Annotated in this window: 16 protein-coding genes; 8 read left to right on the forward strand and 8 right to left on the reverse strand. The window is 34.9% G+C overall.

Annotated elements, in window-relative coordinates:
* Nucleotides 1–736: 736 nt before the first annotated feature.
* The 4 genes from H4K33_RS15355 to H4K33_RS15370 form a co-directional block, all read right to left on the reverse strand.
* Nucleotides 737–2,755: a S8 family serine peptidase gene (locus tag H4K33_RS15355; protein WP_182650561.1), complete on the reverse strand. Its 2,019-nt coding sequence runs from the start codon at nucleotides 2,753–2,755 to the stop codon at nucleotides 737–739.
* A gap of 123 nt (nucleotides 2,756–2,878) precedes the next feature.
* Nucleotides 2,879–4,045 carry a porin gene (locus H4K33_RS15360; protein WP_182650563.1) on the reverse strand — a complete coding sequence of 389 codons (1,167 nt, stop codon included), beginning with the start codon at nucleotides 4,043–4,045 and terminating at the stop codon, nucleotides 2,879–2,881.
* A 253-nt stretch (nucleotides 4,046–4,298) separates the two neighbouring features.
* On the reverse strand, nucleotides 4,299–5,960 hold the full coding sequence (locus H4K33_RS15365; RefSeq protein WP_182650565.1) for a thiol-activated cytolysin family protein: 1,662 nt from the start codon (nucleotides 5,958–5,960) through the stop codon (nucleotides 4,299–4,301).
* A 597-nt stretch (nucleotides 5,961–6,557) separates the two neighbouring features.
* The gene (locus H4K33_RS15370) at nucleotides 6,558–8,558 is read right to left on the reverse strand and encodes a S8 family serine peptidase (RefSeq protein WP_220485343.1); all 2,001 of its coding nucleotides are present in this window, start codon (nucleotides 8,556–8,558) and stop codon (nucleotides 6,558–6,560) included.
* A 139-nt stretch (nucleotides 8,559–8,697) separates the two neighbouring features.
* Here H4K33_RS15370 and H4K33_RS15375 point away from each other — a divergent pair, with 139 nt between their 5' ends.
* Both H4K33_RS15375 and rlmH read left to right on the forward strand, forming a co-directional pair.
* Nucleotides 8,698–10,800 (forward strand): M3 family metallopeptidase, encoded by a 2,103-nt coding sequence (locus H4K33_RS15375; protein ID WP_182650567.1) that lies wholly within the window; start codon nucleotides 8,698–8,700, stop codon nucleotides 10,798–10,800.
* Between the two features lie 121 nt (nucleotides 10,801–10,921).
* A complete protein-coding gene (rlmH, locus tag H4K33_RS15380; RefSeq protein WP_182650569.1) occupies nucleotides 10,922–11,395 on the forward strand; it encodes a 23S rRNA (pseudouridine(1915)-N(3))-methyltransferase RlmH in 474 nt (157 codons plus the stop codon).
* A 3-nt stretch (nucleotides 11,396–11,398) separates the two neighbouring features.
* Here rlmH and H4K33_RS15385 read toward each other — a convergent pair whose 3' ends face one another.
* Together H4K33_RS15385 and folP are read right to left on the reverse strand one after the other, a co-directional pair.
* Nucleotides 11,399–12,007 (reverse strand): hypothetical protein, encoded by a 609-nt coding sequence (locus tag H4K33_RS15385; RefSeq protein ID WP_182650571.1) that lies wholly within the window; start codon nucleotides 12,005–12,007, stop codon nucleotides 11,399–11,401.
* Entirely contained in the window at nucleotides 12,004–12,828 is an 825-nt protein-coding gene (gene folP, locus H4K33_RS15390; RefSeq protein ID WP_182650573.1) for a dihydropteroate synthase, read from the reverse strand. Before folP ends, H4K33_RS15385 begins: the two co-directional genes overlap by 4 nt.
* Nucleotides 12,829–12,954: 126 nt before the next feature.
* Here folP and H4K33_RS15395 point away from each other — a divergent pair, with 126 nt between their 5' ends.
* From H4K33_RS15395 to H4K33_RS15420, 6 genes are all read left to right on the forward strand, one after another.
* Complete coding sequence (locus H4K33_RS15395) at nucleotides 12,955–13,500, forward strand: DUF1599 domain-containing protein (RefSeq protein ID WP_182650575.1); 546 nt, start codon at nucleotides 12,955–12,957, stop codon at nucleotides 13,498–13,500.
* A 20-nt stretch (nucleotides 13,501–13,520) separates the two neighbouring features.
* Complete coding sequence (locus H4K33_RS15400; protein WP_182650576.1) at nucleotides 13,521–14,621, forward strand: BT_3928 family protein; 1,101 nt, start codon at nucleotides 13,521–13,523, stop codon at nucleotides 14,619–14,621.
* A gap of 7 nt (nucleotides 14,622–14,628) precedes the next feature.
* Nucleotides 14,629–15,708 carry an ABC transporter permease gene (locus H4K33_RS15405; protein WP_182650578.1) on the forward strand — a complete coding sequence of 360 codons (1,080 nt, stop codon included), beginning with the start codon at nucleotides 14,629–14,631 and terminating at the stop codon, nucleotides 15,706–15,708.
* A gap of 12 nt (nucleotides 15,709–15,720) precedes the next feature.
* Entirely contained in the window at nucleotides 15,721–16,299 is a 579-nt protein-coding gene (locus H4K33_RS15410; RefSeq protein WP_182650580.1) for a TlpA disulfide reductase family protein, read from the forward strand.
* Between the two features lie 2 nt (nucleotides 16,300–16,301).
* A complete protein-coding gene (gene tpiA / locus H4K33_RS15415) occupies nucleotides 16,302–17,054 on the forward strand; it encodes a triose-phosphate isomerase (RefSeq protein ID WP_182650619.1) in 753 nt (250 codons plus the stop codon).
* 130 nt (nucleotides 17,055–17,184) lie between these two features.
* On the forward strand, nucleotides 17,185–18,051 hold the full coding sequence (locus H4K33_RS15420; RefSeq protein ID WP_182650582.1) for a helix-turn-helix transcriptional regulator: 867 nt from the start codon (nucleotides 17,185–17,187) through the stop codon (nucleotides 18,049–18,051).
* Here H4K33_RS15420 and H4K33_RS15425 read toward each other — a convergent pair.
* Together H4K33_RS15425 and H4K33_RS15430 are read right to left on the reverse strand one after the other, a co-directional pair.
* Nucleotides 18,032–18,583: a DUF4269 domain-containing protein gene (locus tag H4K33_RS15425; RefSeq protein WP_182650584.1), complete on the reverse strand. Its 552-nt coding sequence runs from the start codon at nucleotides 18,581–18,583 to the stop codon at nucleotides 18,032–18,034. The genes H4K33_RS15420 and H4K33_RS15425 overlap by 20 nt on opposite strands.
* A complete protein-coding gene (locus tag H4K33_RS15430) occupies nucleotides 18,584–18,916 on the reverse strand; it encodes an SMR family transporter (RefSeq protein ID WP_182650587.1) in 333 nt (110 codons plus the stop codon).
* Nucleotides 18,917–18,929 lie beyond the last annotated feature (13 nt).

An 18,929-nucleotide genomic window follows, 5' to 3' on the forward strand; every position in this document is an offset into this window, starting at 1 on the left:
GGATCAAACTCTTCATCGTATATTTTTAATATTGTAAAAAGTTAGCTAGTTTATTTCGTGATCCTAAAATCACCTTACTCTCTTTTTTCGTATGCTGTTGTCCAATATGTCTATGATCGTTTCTAATTCTCACTTGTTTTTCAAAGCGAGTGCAAAAGTAAAAAACTTTTCTGAATTAGCAAAATATTTTTTTTCTTTTCGCCAATCCCCAGCCTTTACTGAAGCGGACTGCAAAGATAAGACTCTTTATTCCGATTATCCAAATTTATTTTTTAAAAATATTTTTAAAACAATCTTAAGTCTTTATTCTGTGCTTTTCTATGAACGTCTGCTTGTTTAATGCGGATGCAAAAATAGTACCTTTTTCGCCACTTCCAAATTATTCTAAACCTTTTTTTTAAAGTATTTTCAAAGTTTTTTGCAACTCGCTTGTAGTACGGGTGTTAGAGACAAAAGTTTTTGTTTGTCGTTTGTCGTTTGTTGTTCGTTGAGAAGATTCTCGTTGAAAAACAATCGTCCTTATTTAGGAATAATCAGTAATTGGTTATCTGTTATCGGTAGACTTATAATTTTTGTTTGTTGTTTGTTGTTCGTTGGGAGTTATCAGTGATCTGTTATGAGGTATCGGTAGATTGTCCAGAAATAGAAAGTCCTTTCTTTAAAACGATAATCTTTTACAACCAACGACGAATGACAAATCTACAAATAATAAAAGGAGAGCAATGCTCTCCTTTTATTATTTCTTCACAATGCGCTCTGTCCTTTCAAAGCCGTTGCCTTTTACTTTCACAATATAAACTCCAGATGAGAGTCCTTTCAGATCTAACTCTACTTGGTTTGTGTTTATCGTTGAAATATAGTGAACACGTCGACCACTCAAATCAAATAATTCTATGGAAGCTCCGTTTAGTTCCGCTTCTTCTGGAATTGTAATATTCAATGTTTCCACTACTGGATTAGGCCATATCGAAAATAGTGATTCATCAATTTTAAATTCTTCAGTAGATAAAGTATCAAAATCACCGGTACTTACAAGAAGTGAATACTCTTGTTTTCCGTCTTGTAAATTTCCTTTATGGGATACTACAATTCTATACGTTCCTGCTTCTGCTAGTTCTATCTCCACTTTTTCCACATTATCAACATCGTTATCTCCTTTTAAAGCAATTAGATTAGTAAAATCTTTATTCAATCTCCATGGGAAAAACTCTTCTCCGTCTTTAAAAACACGTAAATCTAGATCATTTACTAAGGAAGGGTTATTTATCGCATATTCTTCATCGAAATTTCTTCTATTAAATTCACCTTCTGGATCAGTCCAAGTTAACGTTGCTATCAACTTACTACCTCCTTCTTGTATGATAAACTCTTTTTCTAGTGTTTCACCTTGTGTTAATTCCCCCTCTTCTACCAGAGCGTCTCCATCAAGATTTCCCAAAATCACTTGTACTCCTGCTTTTGCATTGATCAATCCCCATCCAAATTTGTTATCCGGTCCTGGAGCGATGCCTGCTTCTTCAGCTGTGTGTACCATCAAAGCTCGAATTGTTGCCGATTTAAAAGGCATTTCTCTATTTTCCATTGCCCATTGTTGCCACAAAGCAATAATACCCGTAACAGCGGGTGCCGCCATAGAGGTTCCTCCTATACTAGAATAAACATCTGTTCTAGGTGCACTACTAATTGGACTTGGTAAGCGATAATAACTAGAATAAACATCTACTCCTTTTGCTGTGATATCTGGCTTTATGCGAAAATCATTACTTGGTCCTTGACTACTAAAATCAGCAATACGGACGCTCTCAGGGCCTGTATAGTTTGATACTTCTCTTACCGCTCCAACAACAATAACGTTTTTTGCTACAGTATTACCTAAAAGCATATCTGCTCCATTTTTTGTTGGATTAACTCTTCCATAATATCTTTGATCATTTCCTGCAGCAACTACAGGTTGATAATATTTATAGGTATGTGCAAGCCAATCATAAACCATCGCAGTATAATCATAGCTACCAAAGTAATAATCTGGAGCCAATACACGACCAGTATCATCAATTGCTGCCATTCCATAAGAATGATTAGACACTAGTAATCCATTAGTTTCTGCTTCATCATTCATTTCATTTACATCATCATCCCAATTGTAACTAACAACAACTGCCTCAGGAGCCATTCCTCGTGCATTAGCAGAGATTCCCTTTGCGGCAATCGTACCAACAACGTGGGTTGAATGTGAAAATCCTCTTACAAATTGATTTAAATCACCTCCATTTAATGTCGCAACGTTAGGTATATTGTCTTTTGCCAGTACTCTTGATGATCCTCTTCCATCTCCAAACTCCACATGGGTAGCCAAAGCCGAAGCACCATCCCATACACCAACAGTTACTCCCGTTCCATCTAAATTTAATCCCAAGCTTCCTCCTGGTGCAATATCATTTACTTTAGCTGTAACTCGACTTCCTTCATTATGGGTAATATAATAGATATAATTTCCAAACTCATCTACACGTTGTAATCGATAAACCCTTCCTTCTTTGGTAACCCCTCCTAGTGATATATTATTATCTTTTGCTAAGTCAACTGCTTTTTGTTTCTTTAAAGCATGTCCTTTTAAGAGTGCTGCTTTTTTATCATCAGCTATACCCTCTTTATAACTCGTTGTTATTTTGTTTTTTTGTACTTGATTTTGAGCAGTTGCACTCCAACTACAAAGAGCCAAAAAACTAAATAAACTAACAATTCTTTTATTCATGATCTTATGTTTGTTACTCTTACCCTTTACTTGATTATTTGATCAAGGTTGTGAAGTTAAAATTTAAATCATCTAAACGAATATTGTTTGGTTAATTTTAACAAAAAAATGAGTTGCTTTGGTTTAAAACACGTTTAAGGGCGCTATTAATCCGAGCGCAATACGTCCTGTACTGTAATTGTGCTGATTTAGATTTTCTTTTGCATAACTTGAATAGTTGTACCAACGTCCGACATAAGCAGCAAAAAAGCGCAAATCAACTTTTTTAAAAGGTCGATACTGTAACATCGGAATGATTCCATAACTTTTTCTTAAATGACTATACCCTTCGTTTGTAGCTGTTATGTTTTTTGCATAACCATTACTAGTCATCAGCGTTAGGGAGAGACAGAAGTTTGTCAAAACCTTGTAGTCTATTCTCGTCCAATGATCAATATAAGAAACACTTTCTAACAATTCAGGTTCTTCCGCAGCAAACATTGAACTAATAATTCCGTTTTTATCTATTCCATTATGACTGTATTGGAAATCGTACATCCAAGTTAGTCGTCCACTTTCATACTTATTACCTAAAGCAATGTATTGCATTGCTCTATTTTTAGCTTGTGTAAAATAGCTGTAACTATAAGAAGTTTGAAATTTATCATTCCAAAAACTCCCCCTCCAATTTCCTACAAAAGCATAGGGAGTCTTACTTACTTCACTTCCTTTAGGCATTGCAAACTCACCAACTTCATCTAGTTTATTTGCACTAGCATTCAACAGCTGAAAATTGAAACGATGTTTATCATGTACTTGATAAGCAATCCCAAGTCCAACGAGATAATTTTCAGCGCGACTAAGGATGTCATTATACGCTAATATTTCAATTGCATTTAGGTCGTATTCATACCCCCCCCAATCAGCACCAAGTTTACCAAAGGACACACTCATTTTTGGCAAGGCTTGAACCTCTATAAAAGCGAGATTTACAGCTGAACTCATCTTATCTAAAGTACCAGGAACAGGTTTGGTGTTAAATCGATGTCTAAATCGAACCGACACCCTTTCGTGTAACTTTGCTTTCATGTCGATTCGCAACTCATCTGCAAAAAAGCGACTTGTTTGAAGCTTATTCTCTTCAAAATTAGCATCAAAACCCGATCTAACATAAAATCTTACATCAAAGTCCTTGATCAGACCTTGTTTTGTTGTGGGGATTAAGGGGGGAAGAGAATCATTTGTTTTACTTTGTTGTCCAAAAACAAAAGAGGACATTCCAATCATCACGAGGCTAATTAATCGCTTCATACATTCATCATTAATACATTATTCATTCTTTTTTAATATTTTTTAGCAAAATTTATTTGAATAATAAATCAAATAAAACCTAAAAAATCATAAATAAAACAAAAACAAATAATATGCCATTTTTCAATTAGATCAAAAATAAATGACTTTATTAGTTAGAATTTTACAGTCAGTAGCCTTGTCATTTTCAAAAAAATCCCCTAAAGATGTTTCATCTTTAGGGGATTTCAGTAAAAGATTCTTACTATTATCTTTACTGTGTTACTGTAAAAAGTACATGCGGACTATCTCCTGTATCGATTCTTCCTCTTATTCTTGTATTTCCTTTTACTTTTTCGAAAACAGGCCTATCACTGTTGTTGTACAATTCATGTTCCGTTATTTCTTTAAAATCAACGAGGACATTATTGGTATAAAACTGCCCCCAAGGAGCATATGTACCAAAACTCACTATACCTTCTTTGAACTTATATGAAATCTGATTAAACGTTCCTGTTGCACTTCCAGTTTTATGCACCGTTAAACAGTATCCGTATTTTCTAGCTGGGATTATCGTTGGTGGACTGTTGTAAAAAGAACTTCTATACCAAGAGGATGTTTTGGTCAAAACAAGTTCTTGATCTGTATTGTTGTGAATCAAAATTAGCGCTGAGTTTCCAATTCCATATTCTGATTTTAATTTATCTACTTCAGCTCTGGCTTTACTATATGAGTCTGCTACGTATGTAATTTGCTTACATTCTTTATACTTATTCTTTGCCGTCATTTTGATCGTAACAGGCTGATTTGTACCTACGTGAACTGCTGAATATTCAATTGGGTAACCTGGGTTTTGTTTTGACACTTCTGCTCCTTTGACTACAAAATCTCTAATGGATTCAAAATTACCAGCCTGACTTTCAAAAGTGGTCAATACTCCTTTTGTTGCGTTACCTCCGAGTTGCTTAACATATACCCTAGAACTAGATAAGGTCTTAGAATATTTTAGTTTTTGCTCAGCTGATAGTTCGATTGTTGGATTTTTATAAGCGAAATTCAGTGCTTGTTCTAGTTCCAGTGCACTTTCACTTGATTCATAAACAAGGGTATACAGTCGACCGTAAGTAACAGAAGAAATGTAAACGGGTGGTCGATCTTTTCCCATGAATTGATCTAACTCACTTGAAGGATATTCTGTTTTAACCCAACCTAAATCACCTTGTAATCCTGATTTGGGATAAACAGAAACGCTAAAAAACTTCTGTTTTAATGTTACTGCATAATACGTTTTACTCGTTTTAAAATCGATTCCAAAACTAGCCCCTAAGTCTACTCCTGATGCCCCAGTGTACCCAACATTTAACGCCAGTTGAAGCTGGGAACTACTAAATGTTCGTTGTATATCTATCGTATAATTTGCTGGGAATTTTGTTTTAGATTTATAAAAACTATTCAACGCAATCTCCAAGGCATTTTGCACGCGTCCCGCTGTAGGCTTTTTAATGATTTGACTAGACGATATCGTCGTATTCGATGAAAATGCATCAATTTTAACCTCAATTGGATTTCGTCCATTTTCACCTATAGGAATTGCAGCTAAAGCTCCTGTTTTAATGGTTTGACCTTGAAGAATATTTCCAGGCCACATCAAATAGGCTCCTGTATCAAACTTAGAAAAATTATCAAATGTTTTTTCTTGATTTTCAACGTTATCAACACAATTACTACTCCCCATTTTTCTTGGAGAAATGATGGGCGAATTGATTTTGTTTGTAATTAATAACGTAGGGGGTCCATCATTGATAATTTCCGATGTTGACTCACTCGTTATTCTCATTTGTTCTTTTGTTGTATTATCCTCGTTACTATAACTTAACAGTATTGCTTGCACAACTGTTATCAAAGCTAATTTCACTCCTCGCTTTTTTCTATTCATATATTAAATTTTAGGTATTTTTCATCTATTTTATCGGATTTATTTAAAATAAAAAACTAATAATCAACATATTAAAGCCTGATTTCACGTTATTAATTCCCGAGAATAAAAGCAAATAATAGTCTTTCCTCTACCAATTTGGTAAGGATTAAAATGGTTTTGTTATTTACTTTTGAAATTATTCTACTTGCTCAGAAACGATACTGCTTTTCAGCTACAGGCGTAAAAACTCCTTTTCTTTCTATTTCTTTTTTATTTGTCTAAAATCTATAGCCTAACTAAATGATCTACTTATCAATTTACTCTATTTAGACACCAAATGATTGACTTTGTGTATCCTTTCACTAAAGATGATTCTCTTGTAGACTTTCCCGATATTTTCACATGAAAAAAAATACACAAATCACATATTTTGTTTTCAAAAAATAATTTTAAATCAACAAATAAGTATAAAATAAAAATATATTTACAAAAAATAACATTTTATATAAAAATAAATCATTTGTAAAATTAAGTGTTTTTTTGAAAAAAAAAATGAGATATCGTAAAAAAAATTCCCTTTGAACAAAGGTTCAAAGGGATTTAACTTGTGCTACATTACTTTTTGATAAACTTTATCTGATATTTTTGGTTTCCTCCTGTGAGTTGAAAAAAGTACATTCCACTAGATAAGGAGGAGAAATTAAAACTTTGTCTGTTGGATCCTGCTAGAGGAACTTCATATATCCGCTTCCCATTGCTATCGTGTACCGTTGCTTTTAGTGCTGAAAAAGTAAGAGCTGTAGGAATTTCTACATTTAATACATCTTCTACAGGATTGGGCCAAGCGACTAACTGTTTTTCATTGTCTTCAACATCTTCAAACATCTTTTGCACACCTGAATACCGATCTGAATTTACGATAAGAGTAAAATCTTGTATGTTATTGATTAAGGATCCTTTATGGGAAATAACAACTTCATAAGTTCCGATTTCGGGTTGATCAATATCAATGCGTTCTACATTATCAACTGTATTGTCTCCTTGTACTGCGGGGTCATTCCCAAAACTATCTACTAATCGCCAGGGCAAATATAGTTTTCCATCTTTGCGTACTCGAATATCCAAATCATTAACTAAATGTTTGATTCCCGTATACTCCTGAAAATTTTTCTCTTGATAGGTTCCTTCAACATCCGTCCACACAATAGTAAAAGACAATCGATTCACTTGTTCCGTGAGTGAAAATTGAAATTTTCTCTCTTCCTTATTTTTCAAATACTCTTCACCGATAAATGCTTTTTTCTCTTTAGCAGCCTCTAAAAGTTGAACTCCATTCCATGCATTGATTATTCCCCATCCTGTTCGCGCATTAGGTCCTACCTGAAAAGGCATTGCTTCTGCACTATTAATCATAATACCTTTGATTGTAGCGGCTTTATAAGGAAAATGATTCTGTGCAATTGCCCATTGTTGCCAAAGCAGGAGAATTCCGGATACAGAAGGTGTTGCCATTGAAGTTCCACTCAATATTGCATAGAGATTAGTTTTCTCTACTTCTCCTGTACTATAGCGATATTGATAGGCTGAAGAATAGACATCCTCACCTATGGCAACGATATCTGGTTTAATTCTAAAGTCATTCGTTGGACCATTACTGCTAAAATCCGTTTCTCTTAGGGATCCGTCTTTCCCTAAACCCACTGCACCTACAACAATTGCATTCTTTGCATTTGCGTGTCCTAACAACAAATCCATTCCGTGCTTTGTTGGATTGATGATTTCTGCATAAATTTTATCGTTACCTGCAGCCACAACAGGTTGTAAATAAGGATAGCGATAAGCTATTTTATCCATATTCACGGCATCTGTTGTATATGTACCGAAGAAATCAGAAGGCAACAACGGTTGTTTTTTATCGTCTACTGCTGCAATACCATAGGAGTGATTCGATACCAAAATTCCCTTTTGTCCCAAATCCGCCATTTTTGCCATATCATTGGTCCATTTATAACTAAAAGCCTCTGCCTCAGGAGCTATACCTAAAGCTTTAGAATTAACTCCTTGGGCTAAAATAGTACCTGTGACATGTGTTGCGTGACTTCGTCTTCGTTCCATTGTACGAAATTCAACAGCTCCCTCGTCTATTTTTTCATCCCAGTTATCTAATAGTGTTAATTTAGTCTGAGCTCCCTTTGCAAATTCAACATGGCGATGAAAAGCCAAATCCCCATCAATAACACCAACAACCATTTCTTGCCCTGCTAATCCACTAATACTGGGATTCTCAGAGGTTAACATTTGATCCACTCCACTGATCATACGAGACATTTCGTTATGGGTTTTGAAATAAATCACAGCATTGCGTTCGATTCGCTGTGCTTGAAAATAGTTGTTTTCATCAACAAATTCACTTTTAAACGCGAAATGCTGATTTTTATAGATCGACAATTCTCGTTGTCTAATTTTCTCTACTTCTTTTAATTCTTTTAGTAAACTACTTGATTCACTTGTGGTGTATTTCTTTTTCAATTGATTTCGAATTGCACTCGATTGGGCAAATACGCTTGTTCCAACAAGTACAGTAACGAGAGTTAAAAAGAATTTTATTCTAAACATAAATAAAGGTTGTATTTAATAAAAACGCGCAATCAACAAAGAAATTGATACAAAAGCGTGGTTTAAATTTATAATAAAATAAGTCAATTCCAATATATTTCTATCTTTGACAAACTTAAATTTAAAACTATTTTACCTTATGTATGTAAAAAAAGTAATTATCGGCGTTGCGATTGGCGCTTCTTTATTTTCGATGTCTTGTAAAAACAAGACAAACTGGGATGAGACAAATGCTTTTTACTTAGAAAGTGATTTGCCATACCATACTGCAGACTTTTCAAAAATAAAAAACAAGGATTTCAAACCAGCTTTGTTAGAGGGGATGCGTCAACAAAATGAAGCCATTAAAAAAATTGTTTCTACTGCCGAAGAACCTACTTTTACCAATACAATGGAAGCGTTAGAGCTATCAGGTCTTTTGCTGAATAGAGTAAGTAACGTTTTTCATCTTTTAACAAGTGCGCATACTAATACTGAACTAATTGCTATTAACAATGAATTAGCCCCAGTATTTGCGGCTCATGAAGATGGTATTTATCTAAACGATGCTTTATTTGAACGAGTTAAAAAATTGTACCAATCCAAAGACAACCTTGCTTTAGATCCGGAACAAGTACGATTAATAGAAGTATATTATGAGCGCTTTGAACAAGCAGGTGCAAATTTATCTGCCGATGCCAAAGAGCAACTGAAAAAACTAAATCAAGATATCGCTGGTCTAACCGCTTCGTTTAGCGACAAGCTTTTAGCTGCTACAAAAGAAGGAGGAGTGAATTTGAGTTTAGAAGAATTGGCTGGTTTATCTCAGTCAGCTCTTTCATCTCTAGATAAAAATGGCGAAACATATCGCATTACATTAAGTAATACTACGCAACAACCCATTTCAAGTCAATTGGATAACGCTGCAACTCGTGAACAATTATTTCAAGCATCATGGCAAAGAGCGGAGAAAAAAGACAAAAACGATACCCAAGAACTTGTAATTGAAATAGCTAAAAAAAGAGCAGCAAAAGCAAAATTGCTAGGTTTCAATACGTATGCTGAATGGAGTTTACAAGGTACAATGGCTCAAACACCTGATCGTGTTTTTAAGATGTTAGAAACTTTAAATACACACGCTGTTGAAGCTGCAAAAATTGAACTGCAAGAATTACAACATCTTGCCAACCAAAGAGGAGAATCAACTACCGTAAAAGCTGCTGATTGGTCCTATTATGCTGAAAAAGTAAAAGAAAGTAAATATACATTGAATCAAGAGGAAATCAAGCCTTACTTTGAATTACAGAAAGTTCTTAAAGATGGTGTATTTTTCATGGCGAAGTATTTATATGGTCTTTCTTATGTTGAACGCAAGGACCTACCTGTTTGGCATGAAGATGTTAATGTATATGAATTTTTCAATCAAGATGGAAGTTCACTTGGTTTATTTTATACGGATTATTATCAACGCGATTCAAAACAAGGTGGTGCATGGATGAGTAATATTGTTGATCAATCTTTCTTAACCAAACGCCAACCTGTTGTTTATAACGTTGCCAATTTTGCTAAACCTGTAGACGGAAAACCTACCTTGTTAACACTAGACGAAGTAACTACATTATTTCACGAGTTTGGTCATGCATTACATGGTTTATTTGCAGAACAAAACTATCCAACACTATCTGGAACAAATGTAGCAAGAGACTTTGTTGAATTCCCATCTCAATTTCATGAACATTTTGCCTTTCATCCAACTGTATTTAACAACTATACCAGACATTACCAAACAGGTTATGTGATGCCAAAAGACCTCCAAGAAAAAATTGATGCATCCGTTGGTTTTAACAAAGGATTTGACTTAACTGAATTACTTGGAGCAACAATTTTAGATTTAGCCTGGCATTCTATTGACGAAAATACCTCTATTTCTTCCATCGAAGAGTTTGAAATTCAAGCCCTAAAAAAATACAACATTTATTTAGAGCAAGTTCCTCCAAGATATAGATCTACCTATTTTAGTCACATTTTTGGTGGTGGATATGCAGCAGGGTATTACTCCTATAAATGGTCAGAAATGCTTGATTATGACACTTATGCTTGGTTAGAAGAAAACGGTGGATTAACATCTGAAAATGGAAGTACGTTGAGAAAGATGTTATTTTCAAGAGGAAATACACTTCCGTTAGACAAATTGTATCGCGATTTTAGAAAAAAAGATCCTACTATTGATGCATATTTAAAATATCAAGGATTTACAAAGTAGTTTAATAAAAGTAAACCAAAAAGGGTTGTCAAAAAATGACAACCCTTTTTGGTTTATAAATCTTTGTGCAGGACTTAAGAACTGAAAGGAAAATAGTACCTTTGCCTCAAATTCAAAACAGATGAATATAAAACTCCTTGCTATCGGAAAAACCGACAATAAAGAATTGCAAACGTTGATGAATGACTACATCAAACGCTTGTCTTTTTATGTGAAATTTGATCTCGAGGTTATCGCTGATATCAAGAATGCTAAAAATTTATCTGAAGCACAACAAAAGCAAAAAGAAGGGGAATTAATTTTAAGCAAAATTGCCCCAACGGATTTTCTGGTACTACTTGATGAAAAAGGAAAAGACTTTACGAGTGTAGGTTTTGCTGATGAACTACAAAAAAGAATGAATGCAGGAATCAAGACCTTGGTATTTGTCATTGGTGGTCCTTATGGTTTTTCAGATGACGTATACCAAAATGCAAAAGGGAAAATATCACTTTCAAAAATGACATTTTCCCATCAAATGATTCGTTTATTTATCATTGAACAGCTCTATCGCGGATTTACAATCTTGCGCAATGAACCTTATCACCACCAATAAAGGTTAATAAATTTTATCCTGATTCAAGAATTGTGGACGCAATTTTGTTTCTTCAATCAAAATGCGCATTTGTAGGTACTGTTCAAAGTTTAACTCCTTACTGAAACCTAATTGCAAACTATCTCGATTTTGGATTACCTCCAATAATTGATTTCTGTCAATTGCTTTTCCTTCAAAAAACACATCATTTGAAGCATTGACATAGAGCAACTTATCTGTTGACGTTGGACGCTCAAAACTATAATCAATTGCTTTGAAAGGAAAGAACGACAAGTGTTTATTTAAAGTATCTGCATAGCTATAAAAAACGCCCTTTTCATCTTGGTGCATGTTGTTCTTATCGTATTTTTTATTCTTTATTTCAGACACTATTTCTAAGACCTCCTTTGCATTGAGCTCTCTTTGAACGTGAAAGATGAAGTTTGTTCCTCCAATTCTATTGTTGTCGTTTAAATGTGGGTGGATACCATCTTCAGCGAATTCGATATAAATCGGTGAATGATCATCAACTCCTTCTTCTACAATATAGGCCGCACGGGCTAATTTCATTTCTTTTTTATCACAGCTTAAAAAAAGAAATAGAAAAGGTAATACAAACAGTAATTTTCTCATATCATCAATTGGTTTAAAATTTTTCTAACTTCATTTGCTTCTTTCACATCGTGAACACGCAATATTTGAGCACCTTTTTGTAGGGCGATTGTATGGAGTACGCTTGTACCATTCAAGGCTTCTTGCGCTGTACAGTTGAATAGTTTGTACACCATTGATTTTCGAGAGATCCCCACTAAAAGTGGCAAATCAAAATAGTGAAAGTGTTCTAATTTTGCCATTAACTCATAGTTTTGCTCGAGTGTTTTTGCAAAACCAAAACCTGGATCTAGCACTATATCGTTGATTTTTGCTGCTCTTGCTTTCGCTAATCGCTCCGAGAAGTAATAGCGCATCTCTAGAATTAAATCCTCGTAATTTGTCATTTTCTGCATCGTTTGAGGATTTCCTCTCATGTGCATCATGATGTAAGGCACTTGCAATTGGCCTACCACATCCATCATTTGCTCATCTAATAGTCCCGCAGCAATATCATTAACAATCGCCCCTCCTGCTTCGATTGCTTCTTTCGCTACTTTTGATCGAAAAGTATCAATGGAAATCTTTACATCGGGAAACGCTTTAACTAATAGCGATACAACTCCAACTAAGCGCTTTATTTCATCCTCTTCCTCCACAAATTCAGCACTAGGTTTCGAAGAATAAGCCCCTACATCTATAAAGTCCGCTCCATCTTCTAGCATTTTTTCTGTCTGATTGAGGAAGTCAATGTCTGTCTTATATTTACCTCCATCGTAGAAGGAATTGGGTGTTACATTTAAAATCCCCATAATACGGGGGCGAGATAAATCCATCAATTCTCCTTTACAATTTATTGTCATACAGCACAATTCAATATTTTATCCTATTTTTACTTTTATTAAATTCTTCAAAAGATGTAACATTTTTTTCAATGCCATCGTATTATTACTATTTTTGAAGAATAATCCATTACAAATATAGTTTAAATGAGTACTACTTCTATACAATACGATCAGGTAATTGCGATTTGCAAATCGTTATTTCAGAAAAAAATGCACGATTATGGATGCGCATGGCGTATTATGCGTCTAAGTTCTTTAACTGATCAGATTTACATCAAGGCACAACGTTTGAGAAGTATTCAAGAAAACAGTGTACGCAAAGTAGATGAAGGAGAAGTACCTGAATTTATAGGCATCATTAATTATTGTGTTATGGCCTTAATTAATGCTGAAATTGGGGTTGGGAAGTATCCTGATCTATCTCCAGAGGAAGTAGAAGCTCATTATGACAAACAGGTTTTAGCAACTAAAACCTTAATGGAAAACAAAAATCACGATTACGGTGAAGCTTGGCGCGATTTACGTGTAAGTTCTTTAACGGACTTAATTTTACAGAAACTACTTCGCGTGAAACAAATTGAAGACAACAAGGGTAAAACCTTAGCTTCTGAAGGAATTGAAGCGAACTATCAAGACATGCTAAATTATGCTGTCTTTGCATTGATTCACCTAGAATTAATAAACGAATAAATAACCATCAACCACTAATTATGAAAATCATCACGCAATTGTCGCGCATATTTGTAGGCGTCTTATTTATTTTATCCGGTTTAGTAAAACTCAATGATCCCACAGGCTTTTCTTTTAAGCTAGAGGAATATTTTTCAGAAGCCGTTTTAAACTTGCCTTTTTTAATGCCTTATGCCTTATCCTTAGCTGTAGTTTTGGTTATTGCAGAGGTACTATTAGGAGTAGCTTTATTACTCGGATTTATGCGTAAATTGACGTTGACGTTGTTATTTTTAATGATTGTTTTCTTCACTTTCTTAACCTTCTATTCGGCTTACTTCAATAAAGTAACAGATTGTGGTTGTTTTGGTGACGCTGTTCCTCTGACACCTTGGGGATCTTTCACAAAGGATATCGTATTGTTAATTCTTATACTAATTCTCATCCGATTTAGATCGTTTATTAAACCTATATTCAAGGCAAAAACCAACAATCTAATCCTCATGATTACCCTTATTTTGTGTTCTTTTATGGGGTATTGGGTACTGAATCACTTGCCATTAAAAGACTTTAGAGCCTACAAAGTAGGTACAGATATTCAAAAGGGCATGGAAATTCCAGAAGGGGCTCCAAAAGCAGAATATCAAATGACGTTTTATTATAATGTCAATGGAAAAGAAGAAAAGTTTACGGATAAAGAATTGGGTAATATCCCGGAGGGAGCAGAATTTATACGCCGCGAGGATATTCAATTGAGTGAAGGTTTTCAACCTGAGATCCACGATTTAACGATGGATTTAGATGGAGAAGAACACCTAGAGCAAATGCTACAAGAGCCAAAACTAATCTGGATTATCTCTTACGATTTAGAGCGTGCAGATGCTGAAGGTTTACAAGCAATGAAAGATTTTGCCAACAAGGCCATTGTAAAAGGATATGTAGTTGCAGGATTAACTGCTTCTGGTAATGCAGTAATTGAAGGAGTAGTAAAAAAATACGAACTGCCTTTTATTTATTATACTTCTGATGCAACAACATTAAAGACTATCGAAAGAGCAAATCCAAGTATTGTTGTTGTAGAAAAAGGAGTTATTGTTGAAAAGAAACACTGGAAAGATCGCAATCAAGTTACTTTAAAATAGATACAATTTGCTAGCTTACTTTATCAAAAAAATAGGCTATGCTGTACTAACGCTTTGGGGTGTTGTGAGTGTAGTTTTCTTTTTGTTTACCATTCTACCTGGTGATCCAGCTCGTATGATGTTGGATCAAAACGAGAATGCAGAACAGCTCTTGGCGATTAAAAAGAAATATGGATTTGATCAACCAGTTTCCAAACAATACCTGTTGTATCTAAATGATTTATCTCCCCTTTCTTTGCACAGTAGTAATCCAGACGACTACAGTTTTCGTCATTTGAATAAATACAAGGGAGTCGTCTTGTTTAACGCAGGACAAACGGAGGTCATGCTTAAAGTTCCTTACTTGCGAGAGAGCTTTCAGAAAAACGGCAAAACGGTGAGTAGTATTTTGGCAGAGACCTTACCTAATACGGTATTACTCGCTACAGTAGCCATCGGTATAGCGCTTTTTATAGGGGTATTTTTAGGTGTAATTTCTGCTTTGTATGTCAATAGTTGGTTGGATCGATTCATTTCTATTGTCAGTACATTTGGAATGAGTATTCCTTCCTTTTTCAGTGCAATTTTATTTGCTTGGATTTTTGGGTATCTCTTACATTCGTACACACACTTACCCATGACAGGAAGTCTCTACGAGGTAGATGATTACGGGACAGGGCGCTACATTGCATTAAAAAATATCATTCTCCCTGCTATTGTACTGGGCATTCGCCCTTTATCTGTAGTTATTCAATTGATGAGAAATTCTCTTTTAGAAGTGTTGAGCTTGGATTATATCCGAACAGCTAAAGCAAAGGGAATGTCTACGTACCAAATGATCTACAAACACGCAATAAAGAATGCGCTTAACCCTGTAGTAACAGCACTTTCAGGTTGGTTTGCCTCTATGTTAGCTGGTGCAGTTTTTGTAGAGTATATTTTTGGTTGGAACGGATTAGGCAAAGAAATTGTAGAAGCACTCAATACCTTAGACCTACCTATTATCATGGGGGCTGTACTTACTATAGCAACAGCTTTCGTAATCCTAACAATTTTAGTAGATTTGATCTACGCTTATTTAGACCCTAGAGTAAAGCTAAACGAATAAAAATATCAACTTATGAAGAAATTTTTTATATCCCTATCTATACTTGCGTTAACCGCAACAGCTTGTAAACAACAAGCTGAGAAATTAGAAGTTATTTCTACAACAGATGCTACGGAAACTCCTGTAGCACCAGCAGAAACTACGGTTGATACAACACAATTTAATACAGAAGCGCTAGATCAAGTATTCCATACTTTAGATGGTAGCACCCTGACATTCAAAGACATCTTAGCACAATATACAGGAAAAACCATCCTTATTGATGTTTGGGCTGCTTGGTGTCCTGACTGTATCAAAGCGATTCCAGAAATAAAAAAAATAAAAGCTGATTTTCCCGATGTGGTTTTTGTCAATTTATCGCTAGATAAAACACCAGAAGCTTGGAAAGAAGCTATTGAAAAATATGGCATTGAAGGAGAACAGTATTACCTTAATGATGAAAAACGCATGAAAGGTACATTCGGACAAGCCATTCAATTGAACTGGATACCGCGTTATATCGTGGTTAATAAACAAGGAAAAATTGAGCTTTTTAATGCTACAGAGAAAAACTTTGAGGAGATAAAAGCCTTATTAAATACAATACAATAATGATGAGACACCAAATTGTTGCTGGAAACTGGAAAATGCATAAAAATTATCCAGAAACCCACGCATTATTAGACGAGATAATTGAATTATTGCCTACAGGTAAAGAAGTCGAAGTGATTGTTGCTCCGACCTTTACTAATTTAGCGAGTGCAGTTGTTCACTTAGAAGGAACCAATATTCAGGTTGCGGCTCAAAATATGCATCAAGCTGAAGGAGGTGCTTTTACAGGAGAGATTTCAGCTCAAATGTTATTGAGTGTTGGGGTGGAAACGGTTATTATCGGACACTCAGAACGAAGACATTACTTCAAAGAAACGGATGCTATTTTAGCAGATAAAGTCAATACTGCCTTAAAACACAATATGCGTGTGATTTACTGTATTGGAGAAGAACTAAAAGACAGAGAAAGCAAACAATACTTAAATGTCATCTTCAATCAATTGAGAGATGGACTTTTCCACTTATCAAAAGAGCAATGGGCAAATATTGTAATTGCTTATGAACCTGTTTGGGCAATCGGAACTGGAGAAACTGCCACACCACAACAAGCACAGGAAATTCACGCTTTTATTCGTCAAGAAATCGAGCGAAAATACAATAAAACCGTAGCAGATAGTACTTCTATTCTCTATGGAGGAAGTGTTAAACCAAGCAACGCAAAAGAAATCTTTTCTCAACCAGATGTTGATGGAGGACTAATTGGTGGTGCTGCTTTGGTTGCGGCAGATTTTGTTGCTATCGTTGAAGCATTTTAATCGTTTTTTTACATTCAATTGATATACTTAGCCTATCTACATTAGATAGGCTTTTTTTTAATTACAATTACTATTTATAAAGATTCTAAATAATTTTACTATATTTGCTTGACAGAACTAAAACAATACCATGTCTTACAATCAAGAAATAATAACATATAGTCAAGATAAATCCGTTAAAAATGGCGTTTATTTGAAAGCGTTAGCACCACAAACACTCGAAGATGATATTGTAGGTCTAACCCACCGCGACGATTATTATGTATTTATACTTGTACTCAACGGCACATTTCGCATCAACTGTGAGTTACAAAATCACGTCTTACAAAATCGCGATTTGTTTCTCATTAAACCGTATCAGATTCACACGATAGAAGAATATAGTGATGATTTCTTTGCTTACTTTTTGAGCATCCAAGACTTTAGAATTCCTGATGATTTAACCTATATGCTGTTTAACTTACCCAATACACATCAGCGTATTCCCTTACAGATGGAGGCAGCTCAAACTTTACTTGATACTATAGATCTCTTGACAAAAAATGAAGCAAAAAAAGAAGAATATACCACAGAGATAACCAACGGATTATTCCAGGCGATCATCTATAAGATTGGTTCCTTATTTAAAGAAAATACGCGAGTACCTGAGGTATCGGCAATTAATCAATCGAATGTAATTACCTCTAAATTCAAACGACTAATTACTACACAAACCCATTTGCGACAGCCTTCTTACTTTGCAGATCAACTCTTTATCACGCCTGCGCATCTAAATGATTGTGTTAAAAAAACAACAGGACAAACGGTAAGTTATTGGTTAAAAAAATCGATCATCGACGAAGCTAAACGCTTATTGTACTATACGACAAAGTCTGTAAAAGAAATTGCTTTTGAATTGGGTTATGAAGATCACACATACTTTTCGCGTTTGTTTAAAAAACACGTGAAACAGACTCCTTTACAATTTAGAGGAGATTTTATAGAAATGATTCATTAGTGTTTGTTAACTCATAGGATAGCAATTCTTCATAAGGATCACCTGTTAACCCCAACAGCAAGGCAAAGGCAGGTTCTGTTTTTAACCCTTTTCGTTTAAGCTCGATTATTTGCGCTTTAAAAGTAGAGCCTTTCTCTAGGAGAATAGCGTGTTCTATCAACAGATGTCGAAATCCATACTGCTCGTTAACGGGAATATTTTGCGCAAATATTTCAATGGGTACACCATCGACTACAAAATTTGCAACATAGGCTTTTTGATTGCGCAATTCAATAAGAGTGGTTGTAAACGCTTCCCTTTCAGTAAAACACGATTGAACAACTTGATTAAATACATTAAAATCTTCACAAAAACACGCGATATCGATATCGCTAGTTTCTATCGCTATATCCAAGGGAAAAGTACCAACCACAACAGGGGTAAAATCGCTTAATCTTTCGAGAATTCGATGCGTATGCAGGATGTGGTAGATTCGTTGTTGTATTGCTGTACCTGTTTGTAAATAGGTAATCGTATTAAAATCAACTGTCATTTAATGAGCATTCATTTTTGAAAATAAATTAATAATAACAACACCTAAAATAATAAAGGCCATTCCAATAAGAGCGGGTAAATCTGGTTTTTGACCATAAACGAGTATGGCAACCACGGTTACTAAAACAATCCCTATTCCAGACCAAATGGCATAGGCAATTCCTACGGGAATTGTACGAAGTGTAAGACTCAAAAAATAGAACGCTACTGCATACATCGTTACCGTAATTACACTTGGTATAATTTTGGTAAACTCGTTTGAAGCTTTTAACGCACTAGTGGCAATTACTTCACTGACAATAGCAATAAGGAGGAATAGAAAATTTTTCACCGTCTTGTGTTTA

Source organism: Myroides sp. WP-1, assembly GCF_014145635.1.
GTDB lineage: Bacteria > Bacteroidota > Bacteroidia > Flavobacteriales > Flavobacteriaceae > Flavobacterium.

What these genes read in the sequence shown, in the direction of transcription:
- folP (WP_182650573.1), bottom strand. Translation starts at nt 12,828, where the DNA reads ATGACAATAAATTGTAAAGGAGAATTGATGGATTTATCTCGCCCCCGT.
- H4K33_RS15360 (WP_182650563.1), bottom strand. Translation starts at nt 4,045, where the DNA reads ATGAAGCGATTAATTAGCCTCGTGATGATTGGAATGTCCTCTTTTGTT.
- H4K33_RS15400 (WP_182650576.1), top strand. Translation starts at nt 13,521, where the DNA reads ATGAAAATCATCACGCAATTGTCGCGCATATTTGTAGGCGTCTTATTT.
- H4K33_RS15420 (WP_182650582.1), top strand. Translation starts at nt 17,185, where the DNA reads ATGTCTTACAATCAAGAAATAATAACATATAGTCAAGATAAATCCGTT.
- H4K33_RS15355 (WP_182650561.1), bottom strand. Translation starts at nt 2,755, where the DNA reads ATGAATAAAAGAATTGTTAGTTTATTTAGTTTTTTGGCTCTTTGTAGT.
- rlmH (WP_182650569.1), top strand. Translation starts at nt 10,922, where the DNA reads ATGAATATAAAACTCCTTGCTATCGGAAAAACCGACAATAAAGAATTG.
- tpiA (WP_182650619.1), top strand. Translation starts at nt 16,302, where the DNA reads ATGAGACACCAAATTGTTGCTGGAAACTGGAAAATGCATAAAAATTAT.
- H4K33_RS15410 (WP_182650580.1), top strand. Translation starts at nt 15,721, where the DNA reads ATGAAGAAATTTTTTATATCCCTATCTATACTTGCGTTAACCGCAACA.
- H4K33_RS15365 (WP_182650565.1), bottom strand. Translation starts at nt 5,960, where the DNA reads ATGAATAGAAAAAAGCGAGGAGTGAAATTAGCTTTGATAACAGTTGTG.
- H4K33_RS15385 (WP_182650571.1), bottom strand. Translation starts at nt 12,007, where the DNA reads ATGAGAAAATTACTGTTTGTATTACCTTTTCTATTTCTTTTTTTAAGC.
- H4K33_RS15370 (WP_220485343.1), bottom strand. Translation starts at nt 8,558, where the DNA reads ATGTTTAGAATAAAATTCTTTTTAACTCTCGTTACTGTACTTGTTGGA.
- H4K33_RS15425 (WP_182650584.1), bottom strand. Translation starts at nt 18,583, where the DNA reads ATGACAGTTGATTTTAATACGATTACCTATTTACAAACAGGTACAGCA.
- H4K33_RS15395 (WP_182650575.1), top strand. Translation starts at nt 12,955, where the DNA reads ATGAGTACTACTTCTATACAATACGATCAGGTAATTGCGATTTGCAAA.
- H4K33_RS15375 (WP_182650567.1), top strand. Translation starts at nt 8,698, where the DNA reads ATGTATGTAAAAAAAGTAATTATCGGCGTTGCGATTGGCGCTTCTTTA.